This is a genomic window from Streptomyces hirsutus (assembly GCF_001418415.1).
Lineage (GTDB): Bacteria > Actinomycetota > Actinomycetes > Streptomycetales > Streptomycetaceae > Streptomyces > Streptomyces hirsutus.
On record NZ_LIQT01000064.1, the window covers coordinates 1 to 17655 of the forward strand.

12 protein-coding genes and 1 tRNA gene are annotated in these 17655 nt (G+C 67.6%); 11 read left to right on the top strand and 2 right to left on the bottom strand.

All coding sequences use genetic code 11. The features are described 5' to 3' along the window. The first annotated feature begins 104 nt into the window (after window positions 1–104). Window positions 105–1160 carry a UDP-N-acetylmuramate dehydrogenase gene (locus AOK11_RS05580; protein ID WP_055592509.1) on the top strand — a complete coding sequence of 352 codons (1056 nt, stop codon included), beginning with the start codon at window positions 105–107 and terminating at the stop codon, window positions 1158–1160. Window positions 1161–1210: 50 nt separating this feature from the next. Here the strand turns inward: AOK11_RS05580 and AOK11_RS05585 are convergent, their stop codons facing one another. Together AOK11_RS05585 and AOK11_RS05590 are read right to left on the bottom strand one after the other, a co-directional pair. After that, window positions 1211–2251 (bottom strand): adenosine deaminase, encoded by a 1041-nt coding sequence (locus tag AOK11_RS05585; RefSeq protein WP_055592510.1) that lies wholly within the window; start codon window positions 2249–2251, stop codon window positions 1211–1213. A 158-nt stretch (window positions 2252–2409) separates the two neighbouring features. After that, window positions 2410–3636 (bottom strand): pyridoxal phosphate-dependent aminotransferase, encoded by a 1227-nt coding sequence (locus AOK11_RS05590; RefSeq protein WP_055592511.1) that lies wholly within the window; start codon window positions 3634–3636, stop codon window positions 2410–2412. Window positions 3637–3905: 269 nt separating this feature from the next. Between AOK11_RS05590 and AOK11_RS05595 the strand changes: the two genes are divergently transcribed. The 10 genes from AOK11_RS05595 (at window position 3906) to AOK11_RS05640 (ending at window position 17414) form a co-directional block, all read left to right on the top strand. Then, window positions 3906–3978, top strand: a tRNA-Trp gene (locus AOK11_RS05595). A gap of 109 nt (window positions 3979–4087) precedes the next feature. Continuing rightward, window positions 4088–4375 carry a preprotein translocase subunit SecE gene (gene secE / locus AOK11_RS05600; protein ID WP_055570299.1) on the top strand — a complete coding sequence of 96 codons (288 nt, stop codon included), beginning with the start codon at window positions 4088–4090 and terminating at the stop codon, window positions 4373–4375. Window positions 4376–4455: 80 nt separating this feature from the next. Beyond that, the gene (nusG, locus tag AOK11_RS05605; protein ID WP_055592512.1) at window positions 4456–5310 is read left to right on the top strand and encodes a transcription termination/antitermination protein NusG; all 855 of its coding nucleotides are present in this window, start codon (window positions 4456–4458) and stop codon (window positions 5308–5310) included. 188 nt (window positions 5311–5498) lie between these two features. Further along, complete coding sequence (gene rplK, locus AOK11_RS05610; RefSeq protein ID WP_055570301.1) at window positions 5499–5933, top strand: 50S ribosomal protein L11; 435 nt, start codon at window positions 5499–5501, stop codon at window positions 5931–5933. Between the two features lie 84 nt (window positions 5934–6017). Further along, window positions 6018–6743, top strand: a complete 726-nt coding sequence (gene rplA / locus AOK11_RS05615; protein ID WP_055592513.1) for a 50S ribosomal protein L1 — start codon at window positions 6018–6020, stop codon at window positions 6741–6743. Between the two features lie 167 nt (window positions 6744–6910). After that, window positions 6911–7885 (top strand): SCO4651 family lipoprotein, encoded by a 975-nt coding sequence (locus AOK11_RS05620; RefSeq protein ID WP_055592514.1) that lies wholly within the window; start codon window positions 6911–6913, stop codon window positions 7883–7885. Window positions 7886–8263: 378 nt separating this feature from the next. Continuing rightward, on the top strand, window positions 8264–8794 hold the full coding sequence (gene rplJ / locus AOK11_RS05625; RefSeq protein ID WP_055592515.1) for a 50S ribosomal protein L10: 531 nt from the start codon (window positions 8264–8266) through the stop codon (window positions 8792–8794). A gap of 115 nt (window positions 8795–8909) precedes the next feature. Beyond that, window positions 8910–9293: a 50S ribosomal protein L7/L12 gene (gene rplL / locus AOK11_RS05630; protein WP_055592516.1), complete on the top strand. Its 384-nt coding sequence runs from the start codon at window positions 8910–8912 to the stop codon at window positions 9291–9293. A gap of 624 nt (window positions 9294–9917) precedes the next feature. Then, window positions 9918–13403, top strand: a complete 3486-nt coding sequence (rpoB, locus tag AOK11_RS05635) for a DNA-directed RNA polymerase subunit beta (RefSeq protein WP_055592517.1) — start codon at window positions 9918–9920, stop codon at window positions 13401–13403. A 111-nt stretch (window positions 13404–13514) separates the two neighbouring features. Further along, window positions 13515–17414, top strand: a complete 3900-nt coding sequence (locus AOK11_RS05640) for a DNA-directed RNA polymerase subunit beta' (protein ID WP_055592518.1) — start codon at window positions 13515–13517, stop codon at window positions 17412–17414. The last annotated feature ends 241 nt before the right edge of the window (window positions 17415–17655 follow it).

Here is a 17655-nt window from a genome sequence, read left to right on the forward strand (position 1 = left end):
CGCCCCGCACCGCGCGGACACCAGCACCCACCTACTCACACGCGCGCACGCCGGCGCCACCGGCCCCCGCCGCCCCGTCCGGCGGGGGCCTTAGTCTTGAGCCCGTGCAGGAACTCCACGACGCCCCCCTCGCCCCGCTGACCACGTTCCGCCTGGGCGGCCCCGCGACCCGGCTGGTCACCGCGACGACCGACGAGGAAGTGATCGCCGTCGTCCGCGAGGCCGACGACAGCGGTACGCCCCTGCTGATCATCGGAGGCGGTTCGAACCTGGTCATCGGCGACAAGGGCTTCGACGGCACCGCACTCGTCATCGCCACCCGGGGCCTCACCTTGGACGGCACGCACCTGGAACTGGCGGCCGGAGAGGTGTGGACCGACGCCGTCGCCCGCACCGTGGAGGCCGGTCTGGCCGGTGTCGAGTGCCTGGCCGGCATCCCCGGCTCGGCGGGCGCGACCCCCATCCAGAACGTCGGCGCGTACGGCCAGGAGGTCTCCTCCACCATCACCGAGGTCGTCGCCTACGACCGCCGGGCCCGCGAGACGGTCACCCTCACGAACGAGGAGTGCGTCTTCTCCTACCGGCACAGTCGCTTCAAGGCCGACCCCGAGCGCTACGTCGTCCTGCGCGTCCGCTTCGGCCTGGAGGACGCCGACGGCCTCTCCGGCCCCGTCCGGTACGCCGAGACGGCCCGCGTCCTCGGTGTCGCACCGGGCGACCGCGTCCCCCTGCCCACGGCCCGCGAGACGGTCCTGAAGCTCCGCGCCGGAAAGGGCATGGTCCTGGACCCCGAGGACCACGACACCTGGTCGGCCGGCTCCTTCTTCACCAACCCGATCCTCACGGGCGAGGAGTTCACGGCCTTCCGGACCCGGGCGAAGCAGCACCTCGGCCTCGACGCCGAGCCCCCCGCGTACCCCGCCGGCGAGGGCCGTACCAAGACCTCCGCCGCCTGGCTGATCGACAAGGCCGGCTTCACCAAGGGCTACGGTGAGGGCCCGGCCCGCATCTCCACCAAACACACCCTCGCCCTCACCAACCGCGGCGAGGCGACCACCGAGGACCTGCTGGCACTCGCCCGCGAGGTGGTGGCAGGAGTGCGCGAAACCTTCGGCATCACTCTGGTCAACGAGCCGGTGACGGTGGGGGTCGGCCTCTGAGGAGCCGCGGACCGCCCGCCCTCACCTCACCCCGTCGGAGCCGCCGGCTTTCACCCCGTCGGAGTAGTCAGCCACCGGTCGATCCCCGTCATCAGCTCCGCCCTGACCGCCTCCGGCGCCGCCGACCCGCGCACCGACTGCCGCGCCAGCTCGGCCAGCTCGGCGTCCGTGAAGCCGTGGTGCTCGCGCGCGATCTCGTACTGGGCCGCCAGCCGCGAGCCGAACAGCAGGGGGTCGTCCGCCCCCAGGGCCAGCGGCACGCCCGCGTCGAACAGCTTCCGCAGCGGCACGTCCCCCGGCTTCTCGTACACCCCCAGCGCCACGTTCGACGCCGGGCACACCTCGCACGTCACCTGCCGGTCCGCGAGCCGCCGCAGCAGCCGCGGGTCCTCCGCCGCCCGCACCCCGTGCCCGATCCGGTCGGCCTCCAGGTCGTCCAGGCAGTCCCGCACGGAAGCGGGCCCGGACAGTTCACCCCCGTGCGGCGCGGACAGCAGCCCGCCCTCGCGCGCGATGGCGAACGCCCGGTCGAAGTCCCGGGCCATGCCGCGCCGCTCGTCGTTGGACAGCCCGAAGCCGATGACCCCCCGGTCCGCGTACCGCACCGCCAGCCGGGCCAGCGTGCGCGCGTCCAGGTGGTGCTTCATCCGGTTCGCGGCGACCAGCACCCGAATCCCGAGCCCGGTGTCCCGCCGCGCCGAGTCCACGGCGTCCAGGATGACCTCCAGCGCCGGGATCAGCCCGCCCAGCCGCGGTGCGTACGACGTCGGATCGACCTGGATCTCCAGCCAGCCCGAACCGTCCTTGAGGTCCTCCTCCGCGGCCTCCCGCACCAGCCGCTGGATGTCCTCCGGTTCCCTCAGGCACGAGCGGGCCGCGTCGTACAGCCGCTGGAACCGGAACCAGCCCCGCTCGTCCGTGGCCCGCAGGCTCGGCGGCTCCCCGCTGGTCAGCGCGTCGGTCAGCGCCTCGGGGAGGCGGACGCCGTACTTGTCGGCCAGCTCCAGCACGGTGGCGGGGCGCATCGACCCGGTGAAGTGCAGATGCAGATGGGCCTTCGGCAGCAGGGAGAGGTCACGTACACGTTCCATCCCGAAATCCTGCCGCACCTCCCGGGGGCGCCGGTAGCGCTTTCCCCGAACGTGGTCTTGCTCGCACGCCAGCACGAGGGAAACGGAAGCGGGCCGCCTCCCCGAGGGGAAACGGCCCGCCCGTGTCCTCACGTGAGGAAACGGAACCGGTTCTGCGATCAGTCCTGTGCCTCCGCCAGCAGCTTCTGGATCCGGCTCACGCCTTCCACCAGGTCCTCGTCGCCCAGCGCGTAGGACAGCCGCAGGTACCCCGGAGTGCCGAAGGCCTCGCCGGGGACGACCGCGACCTCGACCTCCTCGAGGATGAGCGCGGCCAGCTCCACGGAGTTCTGCGGCCGCTTGCCCCGGATCTCCTTGCCGATCAGGGCCTTCACCGACGGGTAGGCGTAGAACGCGCCCTCGGGCTCCGGGCAGACCACGCCGTCGATCTCGTTGAGCATCCGCACGATGGTCCTGCGCCGGCGGTCGAAGGCCTCGCGCATCGTGGCGACCGCGTCCAGGGAGCCGGAGACCGCGGCCAGCGCCGCCACCTGGGCGACGTTCGACACGTTGGACGTGGCGTGCGACTGCAGGTTGGTGGCGGCCTTCACCACGTCCTTCGGACCGATGATCCACCCGACCCGCCAGCCGGTCATCGCGTACGTCTTCGCGACACCGTTGACCACGATGCACTTGTCCCGCAGCTCGGGCAGGACGGCGGGCAGCGAGGTGAAGGTGGCGTCGCCGTAGACCAGGTGCTCGTAGATCTCGTCGGTCAGCACCCACAGACCGTGCTCGACCGCCCAGCGGCCGATCGCCTCGGCGTCCTCGGCGCTGTAGACCGCGCCGGTGGGGTTCGAGGGGGAGACGAACAGGACGACCTTGGTCCTCTCCGTCCGCGCGGCCTCCAGCTGCTCCACGCTGACGCGGTAGCCGGTCGTCTCGTCGGCGACGACCTCGACCGGGACACCGCCGGCCAGGCGGATCGACTCCGGGTACGTCGTCCAGTACGGGGCCGGGACGATGACCTCGTCGCCCGGGTCGAGGATCGCGGCGAAGGCCTCGTAGATGGCCTGCTTGCCGCCGTTGGTGACGAGGACCTGGGCGGGATCCACCTCGTAGCCGGAGTCGCGCAGCGTCTTCGCGGCGATCGCGGCCTTCAGCTCCGGCAGCCCGCCGGCCGGCGTGTAGCGGTGGTACTTCGGGTTTCGGCACGCCTCGATCGCGGCGTCGACGATGTAGTCCGGGGTCGGGAAGTCGGGTTCACCGGCGCCGAAGCCGATCACCGGTCGCCCGGCGGCCTTGAGGGCCTTGGCCTTGGCGTCCACGGCGAGGGTGGCGGACTCGGAGATCGCACCGATCCGGGCGGAGACCCGGCGTTCGGTGGGAGGGGTTGCAGCGCTCATGGGCCCATCGTTCCAGACCGGAAACCTGCCCGGTACGGGGGTTTCACAGACTGAACAGGTCCGGGCCAACCTCTGAACACCAGTCCGGATCCGTCCCGCCGGCCCCTCCGTCGGGACGATCTTCGGCCGGGAGACCGGATCACGGGCGCTTTCTGTTCGACGCCCGGCTCCGGAACACGTACACTCACACCTCGTTGGCCTTCTGCGGCCGCGCTCGCCGGGTGCACACCAAGCATCCGGTCGGATGCGGTACGTTGGGGGACACGCAAAGGGTCGTAGCTCAATTGGTAGAGCACTGGTCTCCAAAACCAGCGGTTGGGGGTTCAAGTCCCTCCGGCCCTGCTACACACAACCTTAGCCAGGATGTGTACGCATGTACGTACAGCAATGCACCGCCGTGCGGCTCATACCGGGCGCGGCACGGCCATGACCCGGAATCAGGTGAGGACGAGTGACGGACGCCGTGGGCTCCATCGACATGCCTGATGCCGAGGACGAGGCGCCGGACTCCAAGAAGAAGACCCGCAAGGGCGGCAAGCGGGCCAAGAAGGGTCCGCTGAAGCGCCTCGCGCTCTTCTACCGCCAGATCGTGGCGGAGCTTCGCAAGGTTGTCTGGCCGACCCGGAACCAGCTGACGTCGTACACAACCGCAGTGATCATCTTTGTGGTCGTCATGATCGGCCTGATCACACTGATCGACTACGGGCTCGGTCACGTCGCCAAGTACGTATTCGGCTGAGCCGCCTGCGAAGAGCGCCGAGGTACCCGGCGCTCCTTTCGCGTGTTCCACCCCTATGTATCCAGGAAGAAGCAGCCACCGTGTCTGACCCGAACGTGAACGACGCCATCGAGCCGGTCGAGTCCGTCGAGGACGAGCTCGACACCGTCGGGGGCGCGGACAGTGAGGCCTCCGAGGCCTCCGCAGAGGTCGAGGCTGCCGACGCCGCCGCGGACGAGTCCGAGACGGCGGCCGATACGACCCCCGAGGCCGAAGAGGCCGAAGAAGCGGATTCCGACGAGGACGCCGCCGCCGAGGCCGAAGAGGCCGAGGACGACCGCGACCCGGTGGAGAAGCTCCGCGAGGAACTGCGGACGCTGCCCGGAGAGTGGTACGTCATCCACACGTACGCGGGCTACGAGAACCGGGTGAAGACCAACCTGGAGCAGCGCGCCGTCTCGCTGAACGTCGAGGACTTCATCTTCCAGGCCGAGGTGCCGCAGGAAGAGGTCGTCCAGATCAAGAACGGCGACCGCAAGACGATCAAGCAGAACAAGCTCCCGGGTTACGTCCTGGTCCGCATGGACCTGACGAACGAGTCCTGGGGCGTCGTCCGCAACACCCCCGGCGTCACCGGCTTCGTGGGCAACGCCTACGACCCGTACCCGCTGACCCTGGACGAGATCGTCAAGATGCTCGCCCCGGAGGCCGAGGAGAAGGCCGCCCGCGAGGCCGCCGAGGCCGAGGGCAAGCCGGTTCCGCAGCGCAAGGTCGAGGTCCAGGTGCTGGACTTCGAGGTCGGCGACTCGGTCACCGTCACCGACGGCCCGTTCGCCACCCTCCAGGCGACCATCAACGAGATCAACCCCGACTCCAAGAAGGTCAAGGGCCTGGTGGAGATCTTCGGCCGCGAGACGCCGGTCGAGCTCTCCTTCGACCAGATCCAGAAGAACTGACCCGGTCCTGAACAGCCCGGACAGTCTGGACCGCAGCTTCCGAACAGGTCAGGCGAACGCTCAGGCGTCTGCCTGACCTGCTCGGTTTTTGGCCGCACATCCATACCCGCTATCGTTGTGCGGTATGCCTGTGTCCGGGTGATTCCCGGTACGCGGGCAGGACCCGAATCGAAAGGACCCGGAGAGTCATGCCTCCCAAGAAGAAGAAGGTCACGGGGCTCATCAAGCTCCAGATCCAGGCCGGTGCCGCCAACCCGGCTCCGCCGGTCGGCCCCGCGCTGGGTCAGCACGGCGTCAACATCATGGAGTTCTGCAAGGCCTACAACGCCGCGACCGAGTCGCAGCGCGGCTGGGTCATCCCGGTGGAGATCACGGTCTACGAGGACCGTTCCTTCACCTTCATCACCAAGACCCCGCCGGCCGCGAAGATGATCCTCAAGGCCGCGGGTGTGGAGAAGGGCTCCGGCGAGCCGCACAAGACCAAGGTCGCGAAGATCACCGCTGCCCAGGTCCGTGAGATCGCCACGACCAAGCTGCCCGACCTCAACGCCAACGACCTGGACGCCGCGTCGAAGATCATCGCCGGCACCGCCCGTTCCATGGGCGTCACGGTCGAGGGCTGACCTCCACCCCCGTAAGTCAAGCAGAAGTGTGGAAGGGCCCGCTCGGCCCGGACCACGACTCCTAAGAACCCACAGGAGCTACACGTGAGCAAGCGCAGCAAGTCTCTCCGCGCTGCGGACGCCAAGATCGACCGGGAGAAGCAGTACGCCCCGCTCGAGGCCGTCCGTCTCGCCAAGGAGACCTCCACCTCGAAGTTCGACGGCACCGTCGAGGTCGCCTTCCGCCTGGGTGTCGACCCGCGCAAGGCCGACCAGATGGTCCGTGGCACCGTGAACCTCCCGCACGGCACCGGCAAGACCGCCCGGGTCCTGGTCTTCGCGACCGGCGACCGTGCCGAGGCCGCGCGTGCCGCGGGCGCCGACATCGTCGGCGCCGACGAACTGATCGACGAGGTGTCGAAGGGCCGTCTGGACTTCGACGCCGTCGTCGCCACCCCGGACCTCATGGGCAAGGTCGGCCGCCTCGGCCGCGTGCTCGGTCCCCGCGGTCTCATGCCGAACCCCAAGACCGGCACCGTCACCCCGGACGTCACCAAGGCTGTCAACGAGATCAAGGGTGGCAAGATCGAGTTCCGCGTCGACAAGCACTCGAACCTGCACTTCATCATCGGCAAGACGTCCTTCGACGACACCAAGCTGGTGGAGAACTACGGCGCCGCGCTGGACGAGATCCTTCGTCTGAAGCCGTCCGCCGCGAAGGGCCGGTACATCAAGAAGGCCGCGATCACCACCACGATCGGCCCCAGCATTCCGCTCGACTCGAACCGCACCCGCAACCTCCTCGTCGAGGAGGACCCGGCGGCGGTCTGAGCCCTCGGGCCGGCCCGTCCGGCCCGCCGCTCACCGAGCACACCCCGAACCCGCCCCCGCGCCTTCCACGGCGCGGGGGCGGGTTTTTTTCGTACAGCAGTGTCAGTCAGGTGGGTTACGGTTCAACGGACTTGACTGAGCAGGCGAAACAACCAGGGGTGGGATTCATGGGCATGTCCGCATGGAAGCGCGCGAGTGTCTGCGTGGCGGCCGTGACGGTCGTCGCGGGTGTCACGAGCTGCCAGGCCGGTGACGGGGGAACGAAGGACAAGGCGGCGGAGCCCAAGGTCCTGTCCCGGGGCGAGGCGACCGAGGTCCTTCAGGCCGCCTTCAAGAAGACGACGGAGGCGAAGTCCGCCAAGGTCCGGATGACCATGTCGATGCCCGCGAGCATGCAGGGCATGGGGGACATGGCGGGCGCCGCGGGCGACGGCACCATGGAGATGACCGGAGTCCAGGGCTGGGACCCCGCGGTCATGGATATGACCATCAAGGGATCCGACCTCGCGGGGCTCGATTCCGACGCGCCCTCCGAGATCCGCATGATCATGCTGGACAACGTCATGTACGCGGACATGGGTGCGAAGCAGGCCGCCGAGATGGACGGCAAGCGCTGGATGAAGCTGGACTTCCGGGCCATGGCCGAGGAGGCCGGGAGCAAGGAACTGCAGAAGCAGATCACCGGCAGCCTGGAGAGCATGAACCAGGACCCGGCCCAGCAGCTGGCCCTGCTGCTCGAGTCGCCGAACCTGAAGCACGTCGGCCCGCAGAAGGTCGACGGCGTCCAGGCGCAGCACTACAAGGGCACCCTGACCTTCGAGGAGATCGTCAAGGGCAACGGGTCCCTCGACTTCCTCTCCGAGGAGGAGCGCGAGGAGCTCATCGCCAACGCCGAGAAGTCGGGCGTGAAGGGCTACGACACCGAGGTCTGGGTCAACGAGGACGACTACCCGGTCAAGATGGTCCTCGGCATGAAGTCGGACGAGGGCACGGTCGACATCACCACGCACTACTCCGACTACGGGGCCCGGGCGACGGTCGAGGCACCGCCGGCCAAGGACACGGTCGACCTCTTCGAGATGCTGCAGGGCCTCGGAGAAGGGCTCTCGGACATCGGAGCGGACGCCGGGGCCGACGTCTGAGTTGCCGGAACCGTTCCGACGGTTCGACCGTCAGGAGGGACCGTCCTGACGGTCCGTCGTCCGTCCCGAAGATCCGTCCCGAACGTCCCGGCGGGACCGGATTTGCCTCATGGCGATCCGGTCCCGTACTCTCCACAGGAAGCCAAAGACCGCTGGTCGTTGCCGCTCACTCGCAAGAGGGTGCGGTGGCCGAAGGATCCGCTGAACTGCGGACGACCCGCGCAGGTGTCAGTGGAAGAGTTCCCGGACTTCGCGACCGCGAGGAAGCGAATACCGGTTGAGCCTCGCCCCGTGCGCCTGCGCCCGGGGCGTTTCGTTTTTCCCAGTCCTCCTTCGGGTCCGCGCGGTCCGAATCACCCGGAAGGAGGCCGAAACTCTATGGCGAGGCCCGACAAGGCTGCCGCGGTCGCCGAGCTGACGGACCAGTTCCGCAACTCGAGCGCCGCTGTGCTGACCGAGTACCGCGGTCTCACCGTGGCCCAGCTCAAGCAGCTGCGCCGTTCGCTCGGTGAGAACGCCCAGTACGCCGTGGTGAAGAACACGCTGACCAAGATTGCGGCCAACGAGGCCGGGATCACGACGCTGGACGACCTGTTCAACGGTCCGACGGCAGTCGCCTTCGTCACCGGTGACCCGGTGGAGTCGGCGAAGGGTCTTCGTGACTTCGCCAAGGACAACCCGAATCTCGTCATCAAGGGCGGTGTCCTTGACGGCAAGGCGCTGTCCGCCGACGAGATCAAGAAGCTCGCGGACCTCGAGTCCCGCGAGGTTCTGCTCTCCAAGCTGGCGGGTGCCTTCAAGGGCAAGCAGTCCCAGGCTGCTCAGCTCTTCCAGGCGCTTCCGTCGAAGCTCGTCCGCACCGTGGACGCGCTTCGCGCCAAGCAGGACGAGCAGGGCGGTGCCGAGTAATTCGGCTCGCTTTCCGGCCCTCGCCGACATGAGGCAAGGGTCATAGCGGGCCCGACGTACGCCCGCCTCACCCAGTACACCCGGCACCTGCCGATTTAGTGGAAGGACCGCCATCATGGCGAAGCTCACCCAGGACGAGCTGCTGGCCCAGTTCGAGGGCATGACCCTCATCGAGCTCTCCGAGTTCGTGAAGGCCTTCGAGGAGAAGTTCGACGTCACCGCCGCCGCCGCGGTCGCCGTGGCCGGCCCCGCCGCCCCGGGCGCCCCGGCCGAGGCCGAGGCCGAGCAGGACGAGTTCGACGTCGTCCTCACGGGTGCCGGCGACAAGAAGATCCAGGTCATCAAGGTCGTGCGCGAGCTGACCTCCCTCGGCCTGAAGGAGGCCAAGGACCTGGTCGACGGTGCGCCGAAGGCCGTCGTCGAGAAGGTCAACAAGGAAGCCGCTACGAAGGCCAAGGAGGCCCTCGAGGGCGCCGGCGCCTCCGTCGAGGTCAAGTAAGACCTTCCGGGTCCGACAGGACTCCCGCGGCCCGGCAGCGCCGGATCCGCACCGCGTCCACCAGGGCGTGTAACGCGTAAGCGCCGAGGAGCGATCATCCATCCGGGTGGTCGCTCTTCGGTGTCTCCGGGACCGGTGGCGGTTGCCTCGAACCCGGGACGGCGGGGGGTAGGGTGATCTTCGTCGTGGCCCCGTGCGGGCCACGAGGGGTCGCCTGTCGAAAGGTGGTTCGGGTAAGGGGGCCTTGACGAACCGCACGTGGCGCGCAATTCTCAGGACGCGTCGTCACAAGGATCCGAATCCGAGGCATGGATCGGCGACGAAGAGGGCAGTATCACGGTGCGTTGAGGGCATGACCGTGTCACAGGAGTTGAGAGCAACGAGGGCCTCCGAGGGTCTTGAAAACCCGCACTGGACATCAGTGTGCCAAGTGGCTACACTGACCCTTTGCGCTGCCTGTTAGCTGTCCCCTGCCCGTCACCAGGGGCATGCCCTCACTTGAGCACTGACGATCAGATCCTCTCTGACCTGGCCTTTTCCGCCGGGAAGCGAAGTGTCTGCCGTGGTGTCCCGTGGGGGGCCGGTACGCGCGTAGTGAGTCCGAGCCCTCGGAAGGACCCCCTCTTGGCCGCCTCGCGCAATGCCTCGACCGCGAATACGAACAACGCTGCCAGCACCGCCCCGCTGCGCATCTCTTTTGCAAAGATCAAGGAGCCCCTCGAGGTTCCGAACCTTCTCGCGCTGCAGACCGAGAGCTTCGACTGGCTGCTCGGCAACGACGCCTGGAAGACTCGCGTCGAGGCCGCTCTGGAGAACGGTCAGGACGTCCCCACCAAGTCCGGTCTGGAAGAGATCTTCGAGGAGATCTCGCCGATCGAGGACTTCTCCGGGTCGATGTCGCTGACCTTCCGCGACCACCGCTTCGAGCCGCCTAAGAACTCCATCGACGAGTGCAAGGACCGCGACTTCACGTACGCGGCGCCGCTCTTCGTCACCGCCGAGTTCACCAACAACGAGACCGGCGAGATCAAGTCCCAGACCGTCTTCATGGGCGACTTCCCGCTCATGACGAACAAGGGCACCTTCGTCATCAACGGCACCGAGCGTGTCGTGGTGTCGCAGCTGGTCCGTTCGCCGGGTGTCTACTTCGACTCCAGCATCGACAAGACGTCCGACAAGGACATCTTCTCCGCCAAGATCATCCCGTCCCGGGGTGCCTGGCTGGAGATGGAGATCGACAAGCGCGACATGGTCGGCGTCCGCGTCGACCGCAAGCGCAAGCAGTCCGTCACCGTCCTGCTCAAGGCGCTCGGCTGGACCACCGAGCAGATCCTCGAGGAGTTCGGCGAGTACGAGTCCATGCGCGCCACCCTGGAGAAGGACCACACCCAGGGCCAGGACGACGCGCTGCTCGACATCTACCGCAAGCTGCGTCCGGGCGAGCCCCCCACCCGTGAGGCCGCGCAGACGCTGCTCGAGAACCTCTACTTCAACCCCAAGCGCTACGACCTGGCCAAGGTCGGCCGCTACAAGGTCAACAAGAAGCTGGGTGCCGACGCGCCGCTCGACGCGGGCGTGCTGACCGTCGAGGACGTCATCTCGACGATCAAGTACCTGGTGAAGCTGCACGCCGGCGAGATCGAGACCGTCGGTGACAGCGGCCAGACGATCGTCGTCGAGACGGACGACATCGACCACTTCGGCAACCGCCGCCTGCGCAGCGTCGGCGAGCTCATCCAGAACCAGGTCCGTACGGGTCTGGCCCGTATGGAGCGCGTCGTGCGTGAGCGCATGACCACGCAGGACGTCGAGGCGATCACGCCGCAGACCCTGATCAACATCCGGCCGGTCGTCGCCTCCATCAAGGAGTTCTTCGGCACCAGCCAGCTGTCGCAGTTCATGGACCAGAACAACCCGCTGTCCGGGCTGACGCACAAGCGTCGTCTGTCCGCGCTCGGCCCGGGTGGTCTCTCCCGTGAGCGGGCCGGCTTCGAGGTCCGTGACGTGCACCCCTCGCACTACGGCCGCATGTGCCCGATCGAGACGCCCGAAGGCCCGAACATCGGTCTGATCGGCTCGCTCGCCTCCTACGGCCGGGTCAACGCGTTCGGTTTCGTCGAGACCCCGTACCGCAAGGTCATCGACGGCCAGGTCACCGACGACGTCGACTACCTGACCGCCGACGAGGAGGACCGCTTCGTCATCGCGCAGGCCAACGCCCCGCTGAGTGACGACATGCGGTTCGCCGAGGCCCGCGTGCTGGTCCGCCGCAAGGGCGGCGAGGTCGACTACGTCAGCCCCGACGAGGTCGACTACATGGACGTCTCGCCGCGCCAGATGGTGTCGGTCGCGACCGCCATGATCCCCTTCCTGGAGCACGACGACGCCAACCGTGCCCTCATGGGCGCGAACATGATGCGTCAGGCCGTGCCGCTGATCAGGTCCGAGTCCCCGCTCGTCGGCACCGGCATGGAGTACCGCTCCGCCGCCGACGCCGGTGACGTGGTCAAGGCCGAGAAGGCGGGTGTGGTCCAGGAGGTCTCCGCGGACTACATCACCACGACCAACGACGACGGCACGTACATCACGTACCGCCTGGCCAAGTTCGCCCGCTCCAACCAGGGCACCTCGGTCAACCAGAAGGTCATCGTCAACGAGGGCGACCGCGTCATCGAGGGCCAGGTCCTCGCCGACGGTCCGGCCACCGAGAACGGCGAGATGGCGCTCGGCAAGAACCTGCTGGTCGCGTTCATGCCGTGGGAGGGTCACAACTACGAGGACGCGATCATCCTGTCGCAGCGCCTCGTCCAGGACGACGTCCTCTCCTCGATCCACATCGAGGAGCACGAGGTCGACGCCCGTGACACCAAGCTCGGCCCCGAGGAGATCACCCGGGACATCCCGAACGTCTCCGAGGAGGTCCTCGCCGACCTCGACGAGCGCGGCATCATCCGCATCGGTGCCGAGGTCGTCGCCGGTGACATCCTCGTCGGCAAGGTCACGCCCAAGGGTGAGACCGAGCTGACCCCCGAGGAGCGCCTGCTGCGCGCGATCTTCGGCGAGAAGGCCCGCGAGGTCCGCGACACCTCGCTGAAGGTGCCGCACGGCGAGATCGGCAAGATCATCGGCGTGCGCGTCTTCGACCGCGAGGAGGGCGACGAGCTTCCCCCCGGTGTGAACCAGCTGGTGCGCGTCTACGTCGCGCAGAAGCGCAAGATCACCGACGGTGACAAGCTCGCCGGCCGTCACGGCAACAAGGGCGTCATCTCGAAGATCCTGCCGATCGAGGACATGCCGTTCCTGGAGGACGGCACCCCGGTCGACATCATCCTCAACCCCCTCGGTGTGCCGTCCCGAATGAACCCGGGACAGGTCCTGGAGATCCACCTCGGCTGGCTCGCCAGCCGCGGCTGGGACGTCTCCGGCCTGGCCGAGGAATGGGCCGAGCGCCTGCAGACCATCGGCGCCGACAAGGTGGAGCCCGGTACCAACGTCGCCACCCCCGTCTTCGACGGTGCGCGCGAGGACGAGCTGGCCGGCCTGCTGCAGCACACCATCCCGAACCGGGACGGCGAGCGCATGGTGCTCCCCACCGGCAAGGCGAGGCTGTTCGACGGCCGCTCCGGCGAGCCGTTCCCGGAGCCGATCTCGGTCGGCTACATGTACATCCTCAAGCTGCACCACCTGGTCGACGACAAGCTGCACGCCCGCTCGACCGGTCCGTACTCGATGATCACCCAGCAGCCGCTGGGTGGTAAGGCCCAGTTCGGCGGCCAGCGCTTCGGTGAGATGGAGGTGTGGGCGCTGGAGGCGTACGGCGCCGCTTACGCCCTCCAGGAGCTGCTGACCATCAAGTCCGACGACGTGACCGGCCGAGTGAAGGTCTACGAGGCCATCGTCAAGGGCGAGAACATCCCCGAGCCGGGCATCCCCGAGTCCTTCAAGGTCCTCATCAAGGAGATGCAGTCCCTGTGCCTCAATGTGGAGGTGCTGTCCTCGGACGGCATGTCCATCGAGATGCGCGACACCGACGAGGACGTCTTCCGCGCTGCGGAGGAGCTCGGCATCGACCTGTCCCGGCGCGAGCCGAGCAGCGTCGAAGAGGTCTGACGGGAGTTCCGGCCAGGAGGTTCGGCGATGAAGATCCCTGAACCTCCGGCCGGCCCCAGGACCCCCGTATCAGACCCCATGACTTACAACCCTGAGAGGGATTGACGCATAGTGCTCGACGTCAACTTCTTCGATGAGCTCCGGATCGGCCTGGCCACCGCGGACGACATCCGTCAGTGGAGCCACGGCGAGGTCAAGAAGCCCGAGACCATCAACTACCGCACCCTCAAGCCCGAGAAGGACGGACTCTTCTGCGAGAAGATCTTCGGTCCGACCCGGGACTGGGAGTGCTACTGCGGCAAGTACAAGCGTGTCCGCTTCAAGGGCATCATCTGTGAGCGCTGTGGCGTCGAGGTCACGCGCGCCAAGGTGCGCCGTGAGCGGATGGGCCACATCGAGCTCGCCGCGCCCGTCACGCACATCTGGTACTTCAAGGGCGTTCCGTCGCGCCTCGGCTACCTGCTCGACCTCGCCCCGAAGGACCTGGAGAAGGTCATCTACTTCGCGGCGTACATGATCACGTTCGTCGACGAGGAGCGCCGCACCCGCGACCTGCCCTCGCTGGAGGCGCACGTCTCCGTCGAGCGTCAGCAGGTGGAGAACCGCCGCGACGCCGACCTGGAGGCCCGGGCCAAGAAGCTCGAGACCGACCTGGCCGAGCTCGAGGCCGAGGGCGCCAAGGCCGATGTGCGCCGCAAGGTGCGCGAGGGTGCCGAGCGTGAGATGAAGCAGCTGCGCGACCGTGCGCAGCGCGAGATCGACCGCCTCGACGAGGTGTGGAACCGGTTCAAGAACCTCAAGGTCCAGGACCTGGAGGGCGACGAGCTGCTCTACCGCGAGCTGCGTGACCGCTTCGGCACGTACTTCGACGGTTCGATGGGTGCCGCGGCGCTGCAGAAGCGCCTGGAGTCCTTCGACCTCGAGGAGGAGGCCGAGCGTCTCCGCGAGATCATCCGTACCGGCAAGGGCCAGAAGAAGACCCGTGCGCTCAAGCGCCTCAAGGTCGTCTCCGCGTTCCTGCAGACCAGCAACAGCCCCAAGGGCATGGTGCTGGACTGCGTGCCGGTCATCCCGCCGGACCTGCGTCCGATGGTGCAGCTGGACGGTGGCCGCTTCGCGACCTCCGACCTGAACGACCTGTACCGCCGCGTGATCAACCGCAACAACCGCCTGAAGCGGCTTCTCGACCTCGGCGCGCCCGAGATCATCGTGAACAACGAGAAGCGCATGCTCCAGGAGGCCGTCGACGCGCTCTTCGACAACGGCCGTCGCGGCCGCCCGGTGACGGGCCCCGGCAACCGTCCGCTGAAGTCGCTGTCCGACATGCTCAAGGGCAAGCAGGGCCGCTTCCGTCAGAACCTGCTCGGCAAGCGCGTGGACTACTCGGCGCGTTCCGTGATCGTCGTCGGTCCGCAGCTGAAGCTGCACCAGTGCGGTCTGCCGAAGGCGATGGCGCTGGAGCTGTTCAAGCCGTTCGTGATGAAGCGTCTGGTCGACCTGAACCACGCGCAGAACATCAAGAGCGCCAAGCGCATGGTCGAGCGCGGCCGCACGGTCGTGTACGACGTGCTGGAAGAGGTCATCGCGGAGCACCCGGTTCTGCTGAACCGTGCGCCCACGCTGCACCGCCTCGGCATCCAGGCCTTCGAGCCCCAGCTGGTCGAGGGCAAGGCCATCCAGATCCACCCGCTCGTCTGCACCGCGTTCAACGCGGACTTCGACGGTGACCAGATGGCCGTGCACCTGCCGCTGTCCGCGGAGGCGCAGGCCGAGGCCCGCATCCTGATGCTGTCCTCGAACAACATCCTCAAGCCCGCCGACGGCCGTCCGGTGACGATGCCGACCCAGGACATGGTCCTCGGTCTGTTCTTCCTCACCACCGACGGCGAGATGCGCGAGCTCAAGGGGGAGAGCCGGTTCTTCTCCTCGGTCGCCGAGGCGATCATGGCCTTCGACGCGGGCGAGCTGTCGCTCCAGTCGAGGATCGACGTCCGCTTCCCGGTCGGCACCATCCCGCCGCGCGGCTGGATGCCGCCGGCGCGCGAGGAGGGCGAGCCGGAGTGGCAGCAGGGTGACAGCTTCCGGCTGAACACCACGCTGGGCCGCGCGCTCTTCAACGAGCTGCTGCCCGAGGACTACCCGTTCGTCGACTACGAGGTCGGCAAGAAGCAGCTCTCCGAGATCGTCAACGACCTCGCCGAGCGCTACCCGAAGGTCATCGTGGCGGCGACGCTCGACAACCTGAAGGCGTCCGGCTTCCACTGGGCGACCCGTTCCGGTGTCACCGTGGCCATCTCCGACGTCGTCGTTCCCGAGGCGAAGAAGGCGATCGTCCAGGGCTACGAGGCGCAGGACGAGAAGGTCCAGAAGCAGTACGAGCGCGGTCTGATCACCAAGGACGAGCGCACGCAGGAGCTCATCGCGATCTGGACCAAGGCGACCAACGAGGTCGCCGAGGCGATGAACGACAACTTCCCGAAGACCAACCCGATCTTCATGATGGTGAACTCGGGCGCACGAGGCAACATGATGCAGATGCGTCAGATCGCCGGTATGCGTGGTCTGGTGTCGAACGCGAAGAACGAGACGATCCCGCGGCCCATCAAGGCCTCGTTCCGTGAGGGTCTGTCCGTGCTGGAGTACTTCATCTCCACGCACGGTGCCCGTAAGGGTCTGGCGGACACCGCTCTGCGTACCGCCGATTCGGGTTACCTCACCCGTCGTCTGGTCGACGTCTCCCAGGACGTCATCATCCGCGAGGAGGACTGCGGCACCGAGCGCGGTCTGAAGCTGCGGATCGCCTCGCGCGCCGCCGACGGGACGCTGCGCAAGGCGGACGACGTCGAGACCAGCGTGTACGCCCGCATGCTCGCCGAGGACGTCGTCATCGACGGCAAGGTGATCGCGCCGGCCAACGTGGACCTCGGTGACGTGCTCATCGACCAGCTGGTGCACCACGGCGTCGAGGAGGTCAAGACCCGTTCGATCCTGACCTGCGAGTCCGCCGTCGGTACCTGCGCCATGTGCTACGGCCGTTCGCTGGCCACCGGCAAGCTGGTCGACATCGGTGAGGCGGTCGGCATCATCGCCGCCCAGTCCATCGGTGAGCCCGGCACCCAGCTGACGATGCGTACCTTCCACACCGGTGGTGTGGCCGGTGACGACATCACCCAGGGTCTGCCGCGTGTCGTCGAGCTCTTCGAGGCCCGTACCCCGAAGGGTGTCGCCCCGATCTCCGAGGCCGCCGGCCGCGTCCGGATCGAGGAGACCGAGAAGACGAAGAAGATCGTCGTCACCCCGGACGACGGCAGCGACGAGACGGCGTTCCCGATCTCGAAGCGTGCCCGTCTGCTGGTCGGCGAGGGCGATCACGTCGAGGTGGGCCAGAAGCTCACGGTGGGTGCCACCAACCCGCACGACGTGCTGCGCATCCTGGGTCAGCGGGCCGTCCAGGTCCACCTGGTCGGCGAGGTCCAGAAGGTCTACAACTCGCAGGGTGTGTCGATCCACGACAAGCACATCGAGATCATCATCCGGCAGATGCTCCGCCGTGTGACGATCATCGAGTCCGGCGACGCCGAGCTGCTGCCCGGCGAGCTGGTCGAGCGGTCGAAGTTCGAGACCGAGAACCGTCGTGTGGTGCAGGAGGGCGGTCACCCCGCTTCCGGCCGTCCGCAGCTGATGGGTATCACCAAGGCCTCGCTGGCGACCGAGTCGTGGCTGTCGGCGGCGTCCTTCCAGGAGACGACCAGGGTCCTCACGGACGCGGCGATCAACGCCAAGTCCGACTCCCTGATCGGCCTCAAGGAGAACGTCATCATCGGTAAGCTCATCCCGGCCGGTACGGGCCTGTCCCGCTACCGCAACATCCGGGTCGAGCCGACCGAGGAGGCCAAGGCCGCGATGTACTCGGCCGTCGGTTACGACGACATCGACTACTCGCCGTTCGGCACGGGCTCCGGCCAGGCCGTTCCGCTGGAGGACTACGACTACGGTCCGTACAACCAGTAAGCGAGTCGTTCGACGTACCGCAGGGGCGGTCACTCCCGTTTCGTACGGGGTGGCCGCCCCTGCGGCGTTCTCATGACCTGTACCGGTTTCGTGACGTGCTGCGGTGCCGGAAGACGTCGCGGGGGCGCATGATGGAATGACGTGTGCAGTCGGGGGAGGTACCTGGTGTCGCAGTCGCCGTATCCGTCGTGGCAGCCCTGGCAGGGGCGGGGTGTTCCGCAGCCGTGGGGCGGGCCGGGGG